Genomic DNA, 17,252 nt, shown 5'->3' with positions numbered 1-17,252 from the left:
CCGTGTTGATACGACTGCTCAGGCGCGCAACAGCCCGGCCAGGGCGGTCAGCAGGCTGCCGCATTCTTCATCGGTGCCGATGCTGATGCGCAGGTACTGCTCGATGCGCGGCTGACGGAAGTGGCGCACGATGATGCCCTCGCTGCGCAATCCCGCCGCCAGCCCTGCCGCATCGCGCGCCGGATGGCGGGCGAAAACGAAGTTGGCCGCGGACGGCAGCACTTCGAAACCCAGATCCTGCAAGCCCTCGCGCAGGGTTTCGCGGCTGCGGATCACCGCCGCGCAGGTCTGGCGGAAATACTCGTCATCCTCAAAGGATGCCGTCGCGCCGGCCAGCGCCAGCCGGTCCAGCGGATAGGCGTTGAAGCTGTTCTTCACCCGCTCCAGTCCTTCCACCAGCCCGGTCTGGCCAATGGCGTAGCCCACGCGCAATCCCGCCAGCGAGCGGGACTTGGACAGTGTGTGCACCACCAGCAGGTTGGGATATTCGTTGACCAGCGTTACCGCGCTCTCACCGCCAAAATCGATATAGGCCTCATCTATCACCACCGGCTGATCAGGATGATCTTCCAGCAGGGTGCGGATGGCGCTCAGCGACAGCAGGTGGCCGGTGGGCGCGTTGGGATTTGCCAGAATCACCGCGCCGCAAGGCTGGCGGTAGTCCTCCACCCGGATGGCCAGCTCCTCGTCCAGCGGCACCTTGCGGTGCTCGATGCCAAACAGGCCACAGTACACCGGGTAAAAGCCATAGCTGATGTCCGGCATCAGCAAGGGTTGCGGCTGCTTGAGCAGGGCCTGGAACACGATGCCCAGGACCTCGTCCGAACTGTTGCCGACAAACACCTGGGCCGGGTTCATCTGATGATGGCGGGCAATGGCCTCGCGCAGGCTGGTGCAACCCGGGTCCGGATACAGGCGCAGATCGTCGCTGGCGGCGGCGCGGATGGCTTCCAGCACGCGCGGCGAAGGGCCGTAGGGGTTTTCATTGGTATTCAGCTTGATCAGGCGGTTGACCTTGGGTTGCTCGCCCGGCACATACGGGGTGAGCTGGTGGACCACCGGACTCCAGAATCGACTCATGGGTTCTCCTCAACGTCCGCCGCTGCGGGTCGACAACGCCACCCCTGCCAGGATGGCGGCGATGCCCGCCAGGTGAAAGCCCTGTACGGCCTCTCCCAGAAACAGCATGGACAGAATGGCGCCGAAGGCGGGCATCAGGTGGATGAAACTGCCGGCTCGCGCCGCCCCCACCCGGGCCACGCCCAGATTGTAAAAATAATAAGCCACCAACGAAGGCAGGCTGCCCATATACGCGAAGGTGGCCGCGCTGGCGGCGGTGAACGGCACCGTGCGGCCGGCGGCGCGCTCCAGCAGGAATAGCGGGAGGATGCCCAGCAGGCCAATGGCAATCTGCAAGGTGAGCAGTCCCAGGCGATCAAGCTCCGCCGGCAGGGCGCGCAGCAACAAGGTGTACACCGCCCACGCCACCATGGCGCAGAACACGATGGCGTCGCCGCGATTGATATCCAGCGCCAGCAGGCGGGCGGGATCGCCGTGCGACACAATGGTCAGCACGCCGCAAAAAGAAATCATCACCGCCAGCAGTTGCACCGGCTTGAGCGGCATGCGGAACAGCAAGGCGCCCAGCGCCGCGATAAGTATGGGAATAAAGGAATTCAGCAGCACGGCATTGGTGGCGCCGGTGCTTTGCAAGCCGATGTACACCAGCGAATTGAAAGCCGTGACACCCAAAAGCGCCAGCACGATGAGGCGCTTCCAGTAGGGACGCCATAGTGCGCGCTGCGCCAACAAAGACGGCAAGCCGAAAGGCAGCAGCAGGATCAGCGCAATCAACCAGCGACCAAAAGACAGCGCCATTGGCGGAATGCTGGCATGCATGGCGCGGGCCAGCACAAAGTTGCCGGACCAGAACAGCGCGGTAAGCGTTAGCAGTAAATAAGCGGAAGTGTGGGAAGAACGGGTGTCTGTCATGCATCTCACCATGCCATGAGGGCAGGCGCGCTGGCAACCGCGATTGCGGCATCGCAACAAACTTGATCAAAAAAAGAGCCGGGGATATACCCCGGCCAACGACATCCCCCACGAGATGTATTCCCATCGACCAGGCTTGCCGGTCATGCCGCCACAGTAGGACTGGCCGACCTGGTCAGGTCGGCGCAGGACCGCCAACCCGAAGGCCAGCATAAGGTTGGCTCCGGCATTTGTCGATAATTTTCTTAAACAGCGCGATGAATAAATTCACCACACGTTCAAACCGTTGCGCACTCGCTTGCGCCGCACTGCAGACAAATCCAAAGTTTGATCAAATATAGCAAGGCTTTGCGCGTTTTTGTTCGCCCTGCTTGCTGCACTGCAAGGGCGAACGACACATGTTGTCATATTTGTCTGACAAAAGCCACAGTCAGCTTGCCAAGGCGGTGATGCGCGCCAGACCCGCGACCGCATGGAAGCGTCCTTTGTCATCCCGCGCCACCCGCGCCAATGCCAGTTCTGGGTCGTGCGTGAAGAAAAGCCTGCCATGCCGCGCCGCCAGATCGCCCAACAAAGCGGCCTTCTCTTCGGTGAGCAATTCCGGATAGCGGTCGTAGCCCATGGTGATGGGCACATGCACCCAGGGCGCGCCGGGGATGAGATCCGCCACATACACCACCGGGCCTTCGGCCAACGGTAGTTCCGTCATCAGCAGGCCGGGGGTATGGCCGTCCGACAAATGAAAACGGTAATCCGCCGGCAGGCAGTCCGGCGTGTCGCCATCGGTCAGCGTCAGTCGGCCGCTGGCTTCCAGCAGGTCGAGCAGTTCCGGAATATACGAGGCGCGGTCGCGCGGATGCGGTTTGCGCGCCCGTTCCCACTGTTTGCGCCCCACCACAAAGCGGGCATTGGGAAACAGCAGGCGCATCGGGCCGCCGTCCCAAGCGGCCAGCAAACCACCGGCGTGGTCAAAATGCAGGTGCGAGAGAATCACCACATCGATATCGGCGTCGCTGCAGCCTGCGGCGGCCAACGACTCCAGCAACACGTGCCCTGCCTCCACCACGCCATAGCGCGACTTCATTTCCGGCGCGAAGAAAGCGCCGATGCCGGCTTCCAGCAGGATGCGCCGACCGTCGGACTCGCGCACCAGCAGGCAACGACAGGCCAGCGGCACCCGGTGTTGATCGTCCGGCGGCAACCAGCGGCTCCACAAGGCGCGCGGCGCGTTGCCGAACATGGCGCCGCCATCCAGTTTCTGCGTATTGCCGGCCAGAGAAGTGAGGGTGCGCATGCCGCCTCCCAAGAAATAAAAAACCAGTATCTAGCAAGTGCTTGGTTTTTGTCACTACCCGTAACGCATTTCTCGCAGCCTGCTGACGGCAGGCTGTCAGCAGGCCCCGCGCATACTGCCGTCTCCATCAACGCCATCACGGAGATCCCTCATGGCACTGCTGCCTAATCTGCAATTGCTGTATGTACGCGATGTCGCCCGCTCGCAGGCCTTTTATGAAGCGCTGTTTGATACGAAGGCCAGTTTTTCCAGCCCGCGCTATGTCGCGTTTCTCTCAGACAACGGCGCGGCTTTCGCGCTATGGAGCGGCGGGGAAGCGCCGGAGCCGGTCGCGCCTCCTCGCGGCGAACTGGGGCTGATGCTGGAAGGCGGCGACGCCGTAGACCAGCTATGGCCCCGCTGGCGGGATTTGCTGGACGTGGAAGTTGTCGAGCCGTTGCACACGGCGGTTTTCGGCCGCACCTTTCTGTTGCGCGATCCGGACGGCCATCTGATCCGTGTCTGCCAGCGGGATTAGACCCACGGACAGGGGGACAACCCCTGCCCTGAGCTGTCCGACCAGGCCCGCAAGGCGGGGCTTAGATCGACTAACAAACCCCTGACGCTACGTTGCGCCTCCTTGCCTTACTCAAGTACTGCCTGCGTCCACACGCCTTGCCTCTGCCGTGATACTGATTTTTCTTAGCCGTTCTTATGACTGATGAACAGCCAAGCGTGCGGTCGCGATCAGGATTTTCCTATCAATGGAAAGGCGGAAATCAGCGCGCGATCAGCCCAGCCCTGCCGCCCAAACTCGCATGCCATCGGGATTTATCCTATCCTCTGGCCCATCCCACTCCCGCACGACTCTTGCTCTGGACTCAACCCACAATGGCAGAACCCCTGATCCTTTTTGCTGAGGCGCCGCTCTCTGCGCGCGGCTTCAAACAATGGCTGGCATCGCCGCTGACGCAAACCGACTGCCCCGGCATCGAAGTGGCCGACTTTCTGGCGGATCTGCTGGGCAATGCCTGCGGGACGTCTGCCGGTAACTTCTTGCTCTGCCGGCATGATGCTTCCACGCGCCAGCTTCAGTTAGCCGTTTGTCTGTACGACGGCACTACCGAGTGGGCGCAAACACTGGCCGCCCAGCTGCATACCTTGTGCCGGCAAGCGGATGACTTTCGCGCCAAGCGTGAAAAACGCCCCAGCGTGGTCGGCCAGTGGGACGACATGACTGAAAACGCCCCCGCCAGCCCGCCCTGGCTGGAAACATGGCTGGCCGGGCTGGATGAACTCCCCATGCCGGAAGAACAAACCCAATGGCTGGATAGCAAGATCCTGAGCAAACTGGCCTGTCGCAACGCGATTCTCTCGGCTTCGCCGGAGCAGCCGGTTTACATAGGCTGGCTGTACACGGACGGTAAGGCGGTTTACGCCGATGTCGCCGGCAAGACCATTTACAACGATGCGCCGGACATTCCGGAAGGGCAGCGCTTCAGCTTCACCGAGCGGGTCTGCTATGTGCTTGAAGGCCTCAAGCCGGAAAGTGTGCGCCAACTGTCAGAGTGCTTTTATACCGACGGCGAGACGCTGTGGTACTGCAATGTATTCTCCGGCAATCCGCCGCAAGCCCTGGGCTGGTGCGATGGCCGGACACCGCAAATCCACCATCTGACGGATACGGTGCCGGATACGCTGGTGGTGCTGGGCGACAATGCCTGGAGCGAGGCCTTTGACGACAGCAAGGTGCCGCATGAGCGTCTGTATGTGAAACAACTGGCCGTAGAGGGTGAAACGTTCAGGCGCGAAGGAAAAAGCCCGCGCTTTCAAGACCGCCTGCGCCAATACCGCTTTTACGAACGGCTCGGCCTGTGCCCGCAGCAAGGCAATAGCGACTGAGCCGGCTTGCCCTCGGCAAGGCGCGGACGGGGGATGGGGAGTAAAAGAGAAGGCTGTGGCATCAACAAGTTAGCCGAAGGGCCCGGCTTGGCCGGGCCCCGCGCACGCTCACCCCATTACTTTGTCAGCAAGCTGCAGCGGGACAGCGTCCCGCTTTTTTCATGCCTGCTCCGCCGGGCCGCTACGTCGCCGGGTTTGCAGGATGGGTGGCGCCCAGGGCTCGCCCGGGCGCTTTTTACGCGTGGCCAGCGTGAGTTCCGACGGCGCGAAGATGTTGATGTTGTGGGTGTTGGGCGTGGTGATCAGATACTGCGCCTCGGTGGCCTTGAGGAAGCCCGCCACCCGGTCGATGTTGAAGATGTCCAGATGGGCGAAAGGCTCGTCGATGAACACAAAGCCGGAGGGGTTGGCCTCGTCCATCATCAGGCCAATCAGCAGGATCAGCGACTTCATCACCTGTTGGCCGCCGGAAGCTTCGCCGTCGTTCATGCCCATCAGGCCCTTCTGGTCGAAGTTGAAACGCAACACCAGCCCGGCTTGCGCCAACACCGCGTCGTCGTTTTCCAGCGCTGGCAGATCCACTTCCACGCCGATGCCGGCCAATTCGCCCAAACGCTTCACATTGCGACCATAGGTGCGCACGGTGGCGCGCAGTTTGCCCATGTAGGCGTCGCGCGCGTCGTCGGTCAGCGCGCGGGCGCGGTCCACTTCCACTTGCCGGCGCTGACGCTCGCGGTCTATCTGCGCCAGGTCTTCGGCCAACTTGTCGCGCAGCGCCAGCACGGACTCGTCGGTCTCCCACTCGCCGCTTTGCAATCGCTCCTGCAGGTAATTCAGCTGATGGCGCGCATCGGCGGCACTTTCGTATTCGTCCTCCAGCGCGGCCACATGCTCGGCTTGCAGGGCATCCGCCGGCAGGCGTTCCGCCCATTCGCGCAGTTCGCTGATCAGCCGGCGTAGCTGACGGCGGGCCGCGTCGGTTTCCTGCCGCTTGGCCTCAAAGCGGGACAGGCTGTCCTGCTCGCGCTGGCAAACGCGGTCGTGCTCCAGTCGCGCATCGCTGTAACGCTGATCGGCGGCATCGCGGGTGGACGAGGCTTCGGCCAACTGCGCGCCCAGCCATTGTTGCTGCTCCTGCAGGCTGACCAGCCTCGCCTCCAGCGCGGCAAACTCTTCGGCGCGGCTGTCCAGCTGGCGAATAGCGTCCATGCCGCCCAGGTACTCGGCCAGCCCGGCTGCCTCGCGGGTGGCGGCCATCAGGCTTTCCTCCTCCTTCAGGATGCGCACATTGAGCAAGCGCAGCTCTTCGCGCAAGGCTTGCAACCGCGACTGGCGCGCGCCTTCGCCAAAAGCGTATTCATGCGCCGCCACGCCGATGTGACGCGCGCCGCGCCGCTCGCGGAAATAGCCTTCGCGCGTGATCCAGTCGCCCTCCACGCCGCTGCCGGCGCGCGCGTCTTCTACGCGGCTGACGCTATTGAGCTGGCGGTACAGCCATTCCGGCCCGGCAGCGGAAAAGCGCACCACTTCCAGCAGGCTGCCCTTGCGCGCCGACGGCGCTGCGGCGCGGTCCGGCACCACAAAATGGCGGTAACGGCACTTTTCGCCGATCTGCCAGGCGGCGGCTTTCTGCTGCGGGTTTTCCAGCAGCACCACGTGGCGATACGGCCGCAGCAAGGCCTCCACCGCGCCTTGCCAGCCGGCGTCCAGCACCTCCACAATGTCGGACAACATCACATGACCGATGCCGGCTTCATCCAGCGCGGCACGAAACTGACGCACGTCTTCCGGCGAGCGGCCGCGGCCGATTTCCAGCGCTTCCACGTGCTGGCTCAGCTCGGTGCGCTGGCGCTTGAAATCGCGCAGCTGATCTTTGAGGTTGTCCGTCTCGGTACGCAAGCCGGCCAGCTTGTCGGCCAGTTGCGCGGCATCGGCGCCGTACTCCTTGCCGGCCAGCGCCTGCAGCCGGTCGCGCTCCTTGAGTTGGCCGCTGACGCCGGCGTACTCCGCCTTCACCGCCATGAACTGCTCTTGCACCGCATCGCGCGCCTGCCCGGCGGCCTGGCGTGCGCCGTCGGCGGCGATCTCCGCCTGCTTGAGGCGGGCCACCAGTTCCAGCGTGTCCTTGTGCTCGCGCTGCTGGCGATGCAACTGGCCCAAGCCGCTGCGATATTGCTGCCAGCTCTGGCCAAAACCGGCCTTGCCGTCAAGATAGGCCAGCACCGGCAGCGCTTCGTCTCGCAGGCGGCGGATGGTGTCTTGCAACTGACGCCATTCCAGATAACGGCCGGCGCGGGTCTTCATGGTTTCCACCCGCGCTTCCAGGGCTTCTTCCTGCCGGGTGAGCGCTTCCAGCTCCATCTCGGTGGCGCGCTGCTCGTCGCGGGCGCGCTGATAGTTGTCCAGCACGTCCTTATCGCCAAACACCTGAAACACCAGATCCAGCAATTGGCGCGGGCTGTATTCGGTCAGCTTGTCGGTATCGCCCTGTTCCAGCGCCAGCACCTCGGCCACCGCCGGGGTAAGGCCGGCCATTTCCAGCCGGCGACGGTATTCCTGCACACCCAGCCACTGCGCCTGGCCTTCGGCCGACTCCAGCGGTATGTCGCCATCAAGAATGGCGTAGTGGCGCACCCAGTCGCCACCTTGTTTTTTGATGCGGCACAGCAGGGTTACCGCCTCGGCGACGATGGGGAAAAACGGCGTGGGATACAGCCCGCCGGACGGACGACGCGGGTTGTCCACCACCCCGCGCAGATAGGCGAAAGGCTCGCGGTTATTGCGCACATAACGCTTGTAGTCGCGCTTGCCGGAGCATTTGATGGCCAGCAGGGTGCGCATGGCGTCCAGCAATGTGGTCTTGCCCGACCCGTTGGGGCCGATGATGGTGACAATCTGCGCGTCCAGCGGCACAGCCAGGCGCTGCCAGAAATCCCAGTGCACCATTTCCAGCGATTTGATCTGGAACATCAGCCCTTCTCCCCTTCTGCTTGTTCCGCGCCAAACAGGCCGGCGTCGGTGTCCAACACGGCCTCCGCGACGCTGTCGGTGGCGTCGGCAGGCGCGGCCTCCGCGCTCTTGTCCGCTAGTTGACCGGCCAGCAACTCACGCCGACGGCCCAGCACGTCGGTCAGCGCGCCTTCGATGATGCGCGGGGCCATCTGGCTGTAATCAATCATCAAATCCAGCATCGGGCCTTCGTCCAACCACTTGTTGCGTCGAACCACAAAGCCCAGGTTCACCAGCCTGCCCAAATTGGCGTTGAAGCGGGTGCGGCCGCCCAGCGCTTTGCCGAAATCCGCGTACAGCGCGTCTTCGGACACGCCGGTGGAGACGGCCTCGCCGGTTTCCAACGGCTTTTGCGCGCCGAACATGTCGCTCTGGTTTTCCCGGCCAGCCTCGACGCGGGCGATCTGGCGCTCGCGCTTGGGCAGAATGATCAGCGCCCACAGGATGACCAGCAGCGCGACACCGTCGCGCGGCAAGCCCAGATTATTGTTGAGCCAGGCGTCGCCGCTGCCGAACACCGGCTCGGTCATCTCCGGCGTCAGCGCCACGGCGATGTACTCGGCGTAGGGATTCTCTACCAGACGCAGGCCCACTTCGGCCAACCTCTTGTCCAGCTCCTGGCGAAACAGGTCGTCCAGCAGCGCCTTGCGCGCCAGCGGGTCGGCGCGCGGCACCACGCGATGCGCCAGCAGACGGGCGGTGAGGGTTTTCAGTTGCAGTTCCATGCTCAGTCCTGCGGATGAGGAAGCAGCCGGGCATCAGACAGGCTGGCTACTTCCGGGTGATCGGGTTCGAGTACGCCTTCGCCGCCGGCCAGCACGAAGGGCAGCTTGGCCAAAGCGGCGACAATGCCTGCGTCGTCGCGGGTTTCCGGGTCGCCGATAAGGGAGAGCAGCGACAGGCGATAGGCGGTTTCGTTGTAGGTGTCGGTCAGCACGGCGCGGGCGATGGGCAAGTCGCCGCCGCCGGTCTCGCCCAGTTGCAAGCCCAGCGTCAGCAGCTCGTCGTACAGGGCCTCGGCGGCAAACAGACGCTCCATCTCCGGCGCTTCCGCCATCGGCGCTGCCTGACCGCCCGGCAGAACGGCGTTGCCTGCCTTGGCGCGTTCGCGGGCCAGCAGCTCGAACTCCGCCATGTCCGCCAGCTCCGGCGTGGCGAGGAAGGCCGGCTCGGGGCCGATGGACAGGCTGTCGCCCAGATGGCCGGCCAATTGGCCGGCGGCCTGGCGGCGCAGCCAGTCTGCGATGTCGGTGGAGGTGAGGCCGGAGCTGCCCAGATGCACGCGCTGGGCGGCCAGTTGGGCCAGACGACGTTCGAAAGTACCGGCCAACGCCAGCATGCGGCTTTGCGCCAGCGCCACCGCTTGCGCCTGATTGAGCGAGGACAGCGTGAGGCTGTCGTCGCCGGTCAGGCCGCGAATCACCTCGGTGGATTTTTCCACCCAGCGCCATACGGCCTCCAGTCGGTGCTGGGCGGCGCGGATGCGGAACTCCGACTGCGATTCCAGCGCTTCTTCAAATTCGGCGTACAGCTCGTTGAGGCGCGCCAGCAAATGCTTGAGCGCGTCGTCGGACAGCTGCCCTACCGCCTGACCGGCGGCCACCTGGCTGGTGAGATAACCCAGTTCGATGTCGTCGCCGCTGAAATCCATCAGCGTGGCCAGTGCGGATAAAGCCACCCGCGCACCTTCGGACAACTGGTAAAAACCGCTGTCGCTCTCGTACACCAGCAAGCCGCCCTCGCGCAGGCGCAGCAGGATGGTGTTGAGCTTGGTTTCATTGAGATAGGCGAAACGCTGGGCGATTTCTTGCGGCGTCCATTGCGGCGCTTCGGCGCGGCCGCCCAGTTCATGCAGCACCAAAAGACGCATCAGCACTTCTTCGTCCCCGCCGCGAAACAGCGTGACGAATACGGCAAGATAAGGCCAGGCCTGCCGCAGGCGGCCTACCGTGGCCAGCGAATCCGGAGCGATGCCGGGCTGGAAGAATTCGTCGAGGGATTCCAATGACATTCCGGCGAAAATGGGCAAACCGGGATTGTCCAAGGCCGGGGCGGCTTCGTCAACGCAGCGCCCGCGCCAGGCATGAAAAACGGCCCGCCGGACAAGGCCGGCGGGCCGTCGATCTGAGACAGTGCAGGCGCATGGGCCTGCTTGCCAAACCTCGTAGACGCCCTGCCCGTTGTTTGCCTGGCGGGCTTACTTGAGGCTGCCGGAGAGGAAGGCCTTGAGGCGTTCGCTCTTGGTGTTGCCGAACACTTCGTCCGGATGGCCTTCTTCTTCCACCAGTCCCTTGTGCAGGAACATCACGTGGTTGGACACGTTACGGGCAAAACCCATTTCGTGGGTCACCACAATCATGGTGCGGCCCTCTTCGGCCAAGGTTTGCATCACCTTCAGCACTTCGCCCACCAGCTCAGGGTCCAGCGCGGAAGTGGGCTCGTCAAACAGCATCACTTCCGGCTCCATCGCCAGCGCGCGGGCAATGGCCACGCGCTGCTGCTGGCCGCCGGACATGTGCGCCGGGTACTTTCCCTGGGCATGCGCATCCAGACCCACCTTGCGCAGGTATTTCTCGGCGCGGGCCACCGCCTCGTCGCGGGACAGGCCCAGCACGTGAATGGGCGCTTCGATGACGTTTTCCAGCACCGTCATGTGGCCCCACAGATTGAAGTGCTGGAACACCATGGACAGGCGGGCGCGCATACGCTGCAGCTGCTTCTGGTCGGACGGCACCAGCTCGCCCTGCTTGTTCTTCTGCAAGGCGATGGCTTCGCCATTGAGACTGATCACTCCGGCGTTGGGCTTCTCGAGGAAGTTGATGCAACGCAGGAAGGTACTCTTGCCGGAGCCGGAAGAGCCGATGATGCTGATCACGTCGCCGGCCTTGGCCTTGAGGGAGATGCCCTTGAGCACTTCGTGATTGCCGTAGCTCTTGTGCAGGTCCTGAACGATTAACTTATCCATTTTCGAAATCCTTGACTGACCGGGCTTACGCCTTCATCGGGCGCAGATGCGCGAGCCACTTGCTTTCGGCCTTGCGGAACAGGCCGACCAGAATGAACGTGATGCACAGATAGATGATGGCCGCGAGACCAAAGGCATTGAACGAGTCGTACGTGGCGGCGTTGGCGTCGCGGGCTACCTTCAGGATGTCCGGCACCGTGGCGGTAAAAGCCACCGTGGTGGAGTGCAGCATTAGGATCACTTCGTTGCTGTAAGCCGGCAGGGCGCGGCGCAGCGCGGAAGGGATGATCACCCTGCGATACAGCGTGAACTTGTTCATGCCGTAAGCGCGGCCGGCCTCGATCTCGCCATAAGGCGTGGCCTTGATGGCGCCGGAGAAGATCTCGATGGTGTAGGCGCAGGTGTTCAGGCCAAAAGCCAGGATGGTGCAATAATAGCCTTCACGGAAGAAGTGGTTGAGGATTTCCGTTTCCTTCACCACGTTCAGGCTGTACACGCCGGCATAGAAGAACAGCAGTTGGATGTACAGCGGCGTGCCGCGAAACACATAGGAGTACAGCCACACCGGGAAGGACAGCCAGCGCGACTTCGACACCCGGGCGATGGACAGCGGGATGGCGGCGCAAAAACCGAAAACAATGGAAAGGGACAGCAGCCACATGGTGACGGCCAGGCCCGACAGGTGGTAGCCGTCCGACCAGAGGAAGGCTTTCCAGTATTGCTGGATGATATCGATCACAGTTCAGCCTCCCGCACGCCGGTGGAGTAGCGACGCTCCAGCCACATCAGCACCAGGCTGGACACCGTGGTCAGCAGCAGATAGATGGCGCCGGCCACAATGGTGAAGAAAAACACCTTGTAGGTGCTCTTGCCGGCGTCGATCGACGCCTTCACCACATCGGACAAACCAATGATGGACACCAGCGCGGTGGCCTTCAGCATCACCTGCCAGTTATTGGAAATGCCGGGCAAGGCAAAACGCATCACTTGCGGAAACTGGATGCGCACAAAGGTTTGCCAGTTGCTCATGCCGTAGGCGATGCCGGCCTCGATCTGCCCCTTGGGCACGGAGAGGAAAGCGCCACGGAAGGTTTCCGTGAAGTACGCGCCATAGATGAAACCGAGCGTGAACACGCCGGACACGAAGGGATCAAGATTGATCTGCTCCATGCCGAGCGACTCGGTAATGTGGTTCATGCCGATCTGCAGACTGTAGAAAATCAGCAGCATCAGCACCAGATCCGGCACACCGCGAATGAGCGTGGTGTAAACCGTGGCGATACCCTTGAAAAGCGGATTGCTGGATAACTTGGCCCCAGCGCCCCCCAGACCGATGACGAAAGACACCAGCAGCGACAAAGCCGCCAGTTCCAGCGTCACAACAGTGCCTTCAAGAATGATTGGCCCGAATCCATCCAGAAACATGGCCGTTCCCCCTGTATGTTCTTGTGACGACAGACAAAGGCTCTCCCCGGACACGACCGCAGCACGCCGCCCTTTGGCGGCATTCAGGCCGCCCTTTGGCGGCATTCAGGCCGTGCGCCTGTGGATGAACCGGATGTGAGTATCTGTCGACAGTGGGCCGGGACACGACGATGGGTAGTCGTGCATCTCCTCCCCGCCCATGATGAAAACGCGCCCCGGCCAACCGCGCCGGGGCGCTACTGCTGACTGATTACGACTTACTTGCCGTAAACGTCAAAGGAGAAGTATTTCTTCTCGATTTTCTTATAGGTGCCGTCCTTCAGCATGCCAGCGATAGCCTTGTCGATGGCTGCCTTCAGATCGGTATCTTCCTTGCGCAGGCCGATGCCGGCGCCGGTGCCCAGGATCTTCTCGTCAACCAGATCGCCGCCGGCGAAGGCAAACGCCTTGCCTTCCGGCTTCTTCAGGAAGCCTTCGTCAGCCTGTACGGCATCTTGCAGGGAAGCGTCCAGACGACCGGAAGCCAAGTCGGCCAGCACCAGGCTCTGGTTCTGGTACGGAACCACTTCCACGCCGCCCGGAGCCCAGTGCGCCTTGGCGTAGGATTCCTGGATGGTGCCTTGCTCAACACCAACGCGCTTGCCCTTCAGGGACGCGGCGGTCGGCATCAGGCCGGAGCCCTTCTTGGCGACCATGCGGGTCGGGGTGTTGAACAGTTTGGCGGAGAAGGCGATTTCCTTCATGCGGGCTTCCGTGATGGACATGGAAGACAGCACACCGTCGAATTTCTTGGCTTTCAGGGCCGGGATCATGCCGTCGAAATCGTTTTCCACCCAAACGCACTTGGCGTTCAGGCGCTTACAGATTTCGGTACCCAGGTCGATGTCGAAACCCACCAGCTTGCCATCCGGAGCCTTGGCTTCGAACGGGGCGTAGCTGGCGTCAACGCCAAAGCGCACTTCTTTCCAGTCTTTGGCGTAAGCGCCGAAGGAAGTGGCCATCAGTGCCAGGGATACGGCGGTAATCAGTTTCCTCATCAGACTTCTCCTAACTGCTTGTATTTATTAGTCCATATCGCGCAAAACGCTGGTCGCGCCCCGCACGCCGATACTCCACAAGCAACCGCGCCGTTTTGGGGCGCCGTTGACTGCATTCATGGTTATATGAATATCGCTACTTGTCCAGATGAACAGCCAAAGCCATGCAAGCCGGATACACGATAAATAACGCACAGACCCTGATGCAGGAGGACAGAGGGCAAGTTAAACGCCAGAAAACAGAAAATCAAGTCGCATTCGATTGTATTTTTGAGTACAAAAAACAACATCGATAGCGCGGCCCGGCTCTGGCCCCATGCGTCATGCTGGAAAGCAAGAAAAAAGCCAGCTCGCAAAGCGGGCTGGCTTTTATCCAGACTGAATGACGCTGCCGGTTTACTCGGCTACCGGCTCCTCGCCGGCACTTTCCACCGGTTTGAGCACAGCGGCGCGACGTGCGGCGCGGGCTTCTTCCTCGGCGCGGGCGGCAGCCTCCGCCTCGGCCTTGGCCTGGGCGCGCACCACGCTCAGATAACTGTTGATGGCGAACACCAACTCGCGCGTGCCTTCATGGTTCAGCGCGGAAATGGCGAACACGCGCGGCGCGGCGATATCAAAACCAAACTCGTCGTTGGGTTTGGCATCCGGCCAGCCGTAAGCCTGCAAAAAGGCGGACACGGTCAGCTCGCGCTCGCCTTCGGGCAACATGTCCACCTTGTTCAGCACCAACCAGCGCGGCTTGCCATACAGCTCTTCATCGTACTTTTGCAGCTCGGCCACAATGGCGCGGGCCTCGCGCACAGGGTCCACATCCGGATCGAACGGGGCAACGTCCACAAGATGCAGCAACAAGCCGGTGCGCTGCAGATGCTTGAGGAAGCGATGACCCAAGCCGGCGCCTTCCGCCGCGCCTTCAATCAGGCCCGGGATGTCGGCAATGACGAAGCTGCTGGTATCGTCCATGCGCACCACGCCCAGATTGGGGTGCAGGGTGGTAAACGGATAATCGGCCACTTTGGGACGGGCAGCGGACACCGCGCGGATGAAGGTGGACTTGCCGGCGTTGGGCATGCCCAGCAAGCCGACATCAGCCAGCACTTTCAGCTCCAGCTTGAGCGTGCGCTGCTCGCCCTCCTCGCCCGGCGTGCACTGACGCGGTGCGCGATTGGTGGACGACTTGAAATGGATATTGCCCAAGCCGCCCTTGCCGCCGCGCGCAATCATCACGCGCTGGCCATGGTGGGTGAGATCGGCCACCAGCTCGCCGGTATCGTGGTCGGTAATCACCGTGCCCACCGGCATGTGCAGCTCGATATCATCGCCGCCCTTGCCGTAGCAATCCGCGCCGCGACCGCGCTCGCCGTGCTGGGCGAGATACTTCTTCACGAAGCGGTATTCCACCAGCGTGTTGACGTTCTCGTCGGCCACCGCGTAAACGCTGCCGCCCTTGCCGCCATCGCCGCCGTCCGGGCCGCCGAAGGGAACAAATTTTTCGCGACGGAAACTGGCCGCGCCGTTGCCGCCCTTGCCCGCCATCACTTCAATACGGGCTTCATCAATGAACTTCATCAGCTCCTCCTTGAGGAATCAGGCGTCAACGTTGGCCGAAGCCAGCCCTCACGCCTCATCCCTCTTCAAACTGCCTGCCGGCAAGACGCCGGATAAAAAAAAGCCCTATCTCGCAGGATAGGGCTTTCTTGTCTGCAGAAAGCGATTATTCGCCGTCTACACCGGTGTACGGAACCACGGTAACGATCTTGCGCTGCAGAGCACCCTTAACGGTGAACTCAACGTAGCCGTCAACCTTGGCGAACAGGGTGTGATCCTTGCCCTGACCGACGTTTTCACCAGCGTGGAACTTGGTGCCGCGCTGACGAACGATAATGGAACCTGCCGGAATCAGTTCGCCGCCGTATACCTTGACGCCCAAGCGTTTGGCTTCGGAGTCACGACCGTTGCGGGAGCTACCGCCTGCTTTTTTGTGTGCCATGGCTGTATATCCTTACTTCGAAATCGCGTCGATGCGGATTTCGGTGAAGTTCTGACGATGACCCTGACGCTTCTGGTAGTGCTTGCGACGGCGCATCTTGAAGATGCGAACCTTTTCGCCGCGACCGTGAGCAACAACAGTGGCCTTGACGGAGGCGCCAGCCACCAGGGGCGCGCCAACAACAACCTGTTCACCGTCAGCAACCATCAGCACTTCTTCGAGTACGATTTGGCTGTCGATGTCTGCAGGTATCTGTTCTACTTTGAGTTTTTCACCAACGGCTACCTTGTACTGCTTGCCGCCGGTTTTTATGACCGCATACATTCGCTTAGCTCCTAGAATGGAAATCCCCGCCCATAACGAGCGAAGAACGCGAAACTATACGCGCCGCCCGCAAACATGTCAATAATTTCATCGGTTTAGCCGCAGGCCAGGTCTGGCATGGCTGGCGTCATGGCTTTTCTGGTAACATTTCGCCCTTCTGGCATCGCTATCACAATTTTTAGAAAAACTGGTCAATACCGTGTCCACCCCGCTCTTCCGAACCCTGATTGCCGACGATATGCAAGCCGTAGACCGCGTTATCCGGTCCCGGCTTCACTCAGATGTGGTACTGATCCGCCAGGTGGCGGAGTACATCATTTCCGCGGGCGGGAAGCGACTGCGCCCGGCGCTGACCCTGTTGGCCGGCCGCGCCCTGGGTTATAGCGGCGAGCATTTGTACGAACTGGCCGCCATGATCGAGTTCATCCACACGGCCACTTTGCTGCACGACGACGTGGTGGACGAATCCGACATGCGCCGCGGCCGAGAAACCGCCAACGCCCTGTTTGGCAACGCCGCCAGCGTGCTGGTGGGCGACTTCCTCTACACCCGCGCCTTCCAGATGATGGTGACCACGCGCAACATGGACATCCTTGAAGTGATGGCCGGCGCCACCAACATCATCGCCGAAGGCGAAGTGCTGCAGCTGCTCAACATCGGCAACACCGATGTCACCGAAGAGCAATACCTGCAAGTGATCCAGTACAAAACCGCCAAACTGTTTGAAGCCGCCGCCCGCGTGGGCGCGCTGATCGCAGACGGCAGCCCAGCGCAAGTGCAGGCGCTGGCCGACTACGGCATGTACTTGGGCACCGCCTTCCAGATCATCGACGACGTGCTGGACTACAGCGGCGACGCCGACACCATCGGCAAGAGCCTGGGCGACGACCTGGCCGAAGGCAAACCCACCCTGCCGCTGATTTACACCATGCGCCAGGGCGACGCCGCCGCCTCCACCGCCGTGCGCGAAGCGCTGGAACACGCCAGCCGCGATCGTTTTCACGATGTACTCGCTGCGGTACAATCCTGCGGCGCGCTGGACTACGCCCGCAACGAAGCGGTAAAAGCTGCCGAAAAAGCCGTGGCCGCCATCGCCCACCTGCCTGAAACCGAGGTCAAGCAAGCGCTGATCGAACTGGCGCGCATCTCGGTAGACCGCAACGCGTAAACCCGCCGCGCAAGCTTTGTCTGGATCGTCTCCGTAGTTAAATGGATATAACGGCCCCCTCCTAAGGGGCAGTTACAGGTTCGATTCCTGTCGGGGGCGCCACTTCCCGTTCCGACGAAGTCCTACAAAGTCCACAAAACCCGCACCAGCTAAGGCGCTGCGGGTTT

At 62.0% G+C, this 17,252-nt stretch carries 16 protein-coding genes and 1 tRNA gene; 4 read left to right on the top strand and 13 right to left on the bottom strand.

The window, feature by feature from the left end:
* Nucleotides 1–18: 18 nt before the first annotated feature.
* The 3 genes from hisC to Q0P52_RS10900 all read right to left on the bottom strand — a co-directional run bounded on the left by hisC (nt 19) and on the right by Q0P52_RS10900 (nt 3,286).
* Nucleotides 19–1,080: a histidinol-phosphate transaminase gene (hisC, locus tag Q0P52_RS10910; RefSeq protein WP_293761807.1), complete on the bottom strand. Its 1,062-nt coding sequence runs from the start codon at nt 1,078–1,080 to the stop codon at nt 19–21.
* Nucleotides 1,081–1,089: 9 nt separating this feature from the next.
* Nucleotides 1,090–1,992 carry a DMT family transporter gene (locus tag Q0P52_RS10905; RefSeq protein ID WP_293761805.1) on the bottom strand — a complete coding sequence of 301 codons (903 nt, stop codon included), beginning with the start codon at nt 1,990–1,992 and terminating at the stop codon, nt 1,090–1,092.
* A gap of 430 nt (nt 1,993–2,422) precedes the next feature.
* On the bottom strand, nt 2,423–3,286 hold the full coding sequence (locus Q0P52_RS10900; protein WP_293761804.1) for an MBL fold metallo-hydrolase: 864 nt from the start codon (nt 3,284–3,286) through the stop codon (nt 2,423–2,425).
* A gap of 151 nt (nt 3,287–3,437) precedes the next feature.
* Here Q0P52_RS10900 and Q0P52_RS10895 point away from each other — a divergent pair, with 151 nt between their 5' ends.
* Both Q0P52_RS10895 and Q0P52_RS10890 read left to right on the top strand, forming a co-directional pair.
* On the top strand, nt 3,438–3,803 hold the full coding sequence (locus tag Q0P52_RS10895; RefSeq protein WP_293761802.1) for a VOC family protein: 366 nt from the start codon (nt 3,438–3,440) through the stop codon (nt 3,801–3,803).
* A 353-nt stretch (nt 3,804–4,156) separates the two neighbouring features.
* Complete coding sequence (locus Q0P52_RS10890) at nt 4,157–5,167, top strand: hypothetical protein (protein WP_293761800.1); 1,011 nt, start codon at nt 4,157–4,159, stop codon at nt 5,165–5,167.
* A 159-nt stretch (nt 5,168–5,326) separates the two neighbouring features.
* Here Q0P52_RS10890 and Q0P52_RS10885 read toward each other — a convergent pair whose 3' ends face one another.
* The 10 genes from Q0P52_RS10885 to rplU all read right to left on the bottom strand — a co-directional run bounded on the left by Q0P52_RS10885 (nt 5,327) and on the right by rplU (nt 15,917).
* Nucleotides 5,327–8,137: an ATP-binding protein gene (locus Q0P52_RS10885; RefSeq protein WP_293761798.1), complete on the bottom strand. Its 2,811-nt coding sequence runs from the start codon at nt 8,135–8,137 to the stop codon at nt 5,327–5,329.
* Nucleotides 8,137–8,901 (bottom strand): hypothetical protein, encoded by a 765-nt coding sequence (locus Q0P52_RS10880; protein ID WP_293761796.1) that lies wholly within the window; start codon nt 8,899–8,901, stop codon nt 8,137–8,139. Before Q0P52_RS10880 ends, Q0P52_RS10885 begins: the two co-directional genes overlap by 1 nt.
* A 2-nt stretch (nt 8,902–8,903) precedes the next feature.
* Nucleotides 8,904–10,187, bottom strand: a complete 1,284-nt coding sequence (locus Q0P52_RS10875; protein WP_293761794.1) for a hypothetical protein — start codon at nt 10,185–10,187, stop codon at nt 8,904–8,906.
* A gap of 186 nt (nt 10,188–10,373) precedes the next feature.
* Entirely contained in the window at nt 10,374–11,141 is a 768-nt protein-coding gene (locus Q0P52_RS10870; RefSeq protein ID WP_293761792.1) for an ATP-binding cassette domain-containing protein, read from the bottom strand.
* A 25-nt stretch (nt 11,142–11,166) separates the two neighbouring features.
* Nucleotides 11,167–11,880 (bottom strand): ABC transporter permease, encoded by a 714-nt coding sequence (locus tag Q0P52_RS10865; protein WP_293761790.1) that lies wholly within the window; start codon nt 11,878–11,880, stop codon nt 11,167–11,169.
* The gene (hisQ, locus tag Q0P52_RS10860; RefSeq protein ID WP_293761788.1) at nt 11,877–12,566 is read right to left on the bottom strand and encodes a histidine ABC transporter permease HisQ; all 690 of its coding nucleotides are present in this window, start codon (nt 12,564–12,566) and stop codon (nt 11,877–11,879) included. The genes Q0P52_RS10865 and hisQ overlap by 4 nt, the downstream gene beginning before the upstream one ends.
* A gap of 257 nt (nt 12,567–12,823) precedes the next feature.
* A complete protein-coding gene (locus Q0P52_RS10855) occupies nt 12,824–13,603 on the bottom strand; it encodes an ABC transporter substrate-binding protein (protein WP_293761786.1) in 780 nt (259 codons plus the stop codon).
* Nucleotides 13,604–13,999: 396 nt separating this feature from the next.
* Complete coding sequence (gene obgE / locus Q0P52_RS10850; protein ID WP_293761784.1) at nt 14,000–15,172, bottom strand: GTPase ObgE; 1,173 nt, start codon at nt 15,170–15,172, stop codon at nt 14,000–14,002.
* A gap of 145 nt (nt 15,173–15,317) precedes the next feature.
* Complete coding sequence (gene rpmA, locus Q0P52_RS10845; RefSeq protein WP_293761782.1) at nt 15,318–15,593, bottom strand: 50S ribosomal protein L27; 276 nt, start codon at nt 15,591–15,593, stop codon at nt 15,318–15,320.
* 12 nt (nt 15,594–15,605) lie between these two features.
* Nucleotides 15,606–15,917: a 50S ribosomal protein L21 gene (gene rplU, locus Q0P52_RS10840; RefSeq protein ID WP_293761780.1), complete on the bottom strand. Its 312-nt coding sequence runs from the start codon at nt 15,915–15,917 to the stop codon at nt 15,606–15,608.
* Nucleotides 15,918–16,116: 199 nt separating this feature from the next.
* Between rplU and ispB the strand changes: the two genes are divergently transcribed.
* Nucleotides 16,117–17,085 carry an octaprenyl diphosphate synthase gene (gene ispB / locus Q0P52_RS10835; RefSeq protein WP_293761778.1) on the top strand — a complete coding sequence of 323 codons (969 nt, stop codon included), beginning with the start codon at nt 16,117–16,119 and terminating at the stop codon, nt 17,083–17,085.
* A gap of 27 nt (nt 17,086–17,112) precedes the next feature.
* A tRNA-Arg gene (locus Q0P52_RS10830) sits at nt 17,113–17,187 on the top strand.
* Nucleotides 17,188–17,252 lie beyond the last annotated feature (65 nt).

This window comes from uncultured Aquitalea sp., from assembly GCF_945957525.1.
Classification (GTDB): Bacteria; Pseudomonadota; Gammaproteobacteria; order Burkholderiales; family Chromobacteriaceae; genus Aquitalea.
Note: the sequence above shows the minus strand (reverse complement) of the source record. Positions and strands in the feature narration are given on the sequence as shown.

What these genes read in the sequence shown, in the direction of transcription:
- obgE (WP_293761784.1), bottom strand. Translation starts at nt 15,172, where the DNA reads ATGAAGTTCATTGATGAAGCCCGTATTGAAGTGATGGCGGGCAAGGGC.
- Q0P52_RS10890 (WP_293761800.1), top strand. Translation starts at nt 4,157, where the DNA reads ATGGCAGAACCCCTGATCCTTTTTGCTGAGGCGCCGCTCTCTGCGCGC.
- Q0P52_RS10895 (WP_293761802.1), top strand. Translation starts at nt 3,438, where the DNA reads ATGGCACTGCTGCCTAATCTGCAATTGCTGTATGTACGCGATGTCGCC.
- Q0P52_RS10875 (WP_293761794.1), bottom strand. Translation starts at nt 10,187, where the DNA reads ATGTCATTGGAATCCCTCGACGAATTCTTCCAGCCCGGCATCGCTCCG.
- Q0P52_RS10905 (WP_293761805.1), bottom strand. Translation starts at nt 1,992, where the DNA reads ATGACAGACACCCGTTCTTCCCACACTTCCGCTTATTTACTGCTAACG.
- Q0P52_RS10885 (WP_293761798.1), bottom strand. Translation starts at nt 8,137, where the DNA reads ATGTTCCAGATCAAATCGCTGGAAATGGTGCACTGGGATTTCTGGCAG.
- rplU (WP_293761780.1), bottom strand. Translation starts at nt 15,917, where the DNA reads ATGTATGCGGTCATAAAAACCGGCGGCAAGCAGTACAAGGTAGCCGTT.
- rpmA (WP_293761782.1), bottom strand. Translation starts at nt 15,593, where the DNA reads ATGGCACACAAAAAAGCAGGCGGTAGCTCCCGCAACGGTCGTGACTCC.
- Q0P52_RS10880 (WP_293761796.1), bottom strand. Translation starts at nt 8,901, where the DNA reads ATGGAACTGCAACTGAAAACCCTCACCGCCCGTCTGCTGGCGCATCGC.
- hisC (WP_293761807.1), bottom strand. Translation starts at nt 1,080, where the DNA reads ATGAGTCGATTCTGGAGTCCGGTGGTCCACCAGCTCACCCCGTATGTG.
- Q0P52_RS10900 (WP_293761804.1), bottom strand. Translation starts at nt 3,286, where the DNA reads ATGCGCACCCTCACTTCTCTGGCCGGCAATACGCAGAAACTGGATGGC.
- Q0P52_RS10855 (WP_293761786.1), bottom strand. Translation starts at nt 13,603, where the DNA reads ATGAGGAAACTGATTACCGCCGTATCCCTGGCACTGATGGCCACTTCC.
- Q0P52_RS10870 (WP_293761792.1), bottom strand. Translation starts at nt 11,141, where the DNA reads ATGGATAAGTTAATCGTTCAGGACCTGCACAAGAGCTACGGCAATCAC.
- hisQ (WP_293761788.1), bottom strand. Translation starts at nt 12,566, where the DNA reads ATGTTTCTGGATGGATTCGGGCCAATCATTCTTGAAGGCACTGTTGTG.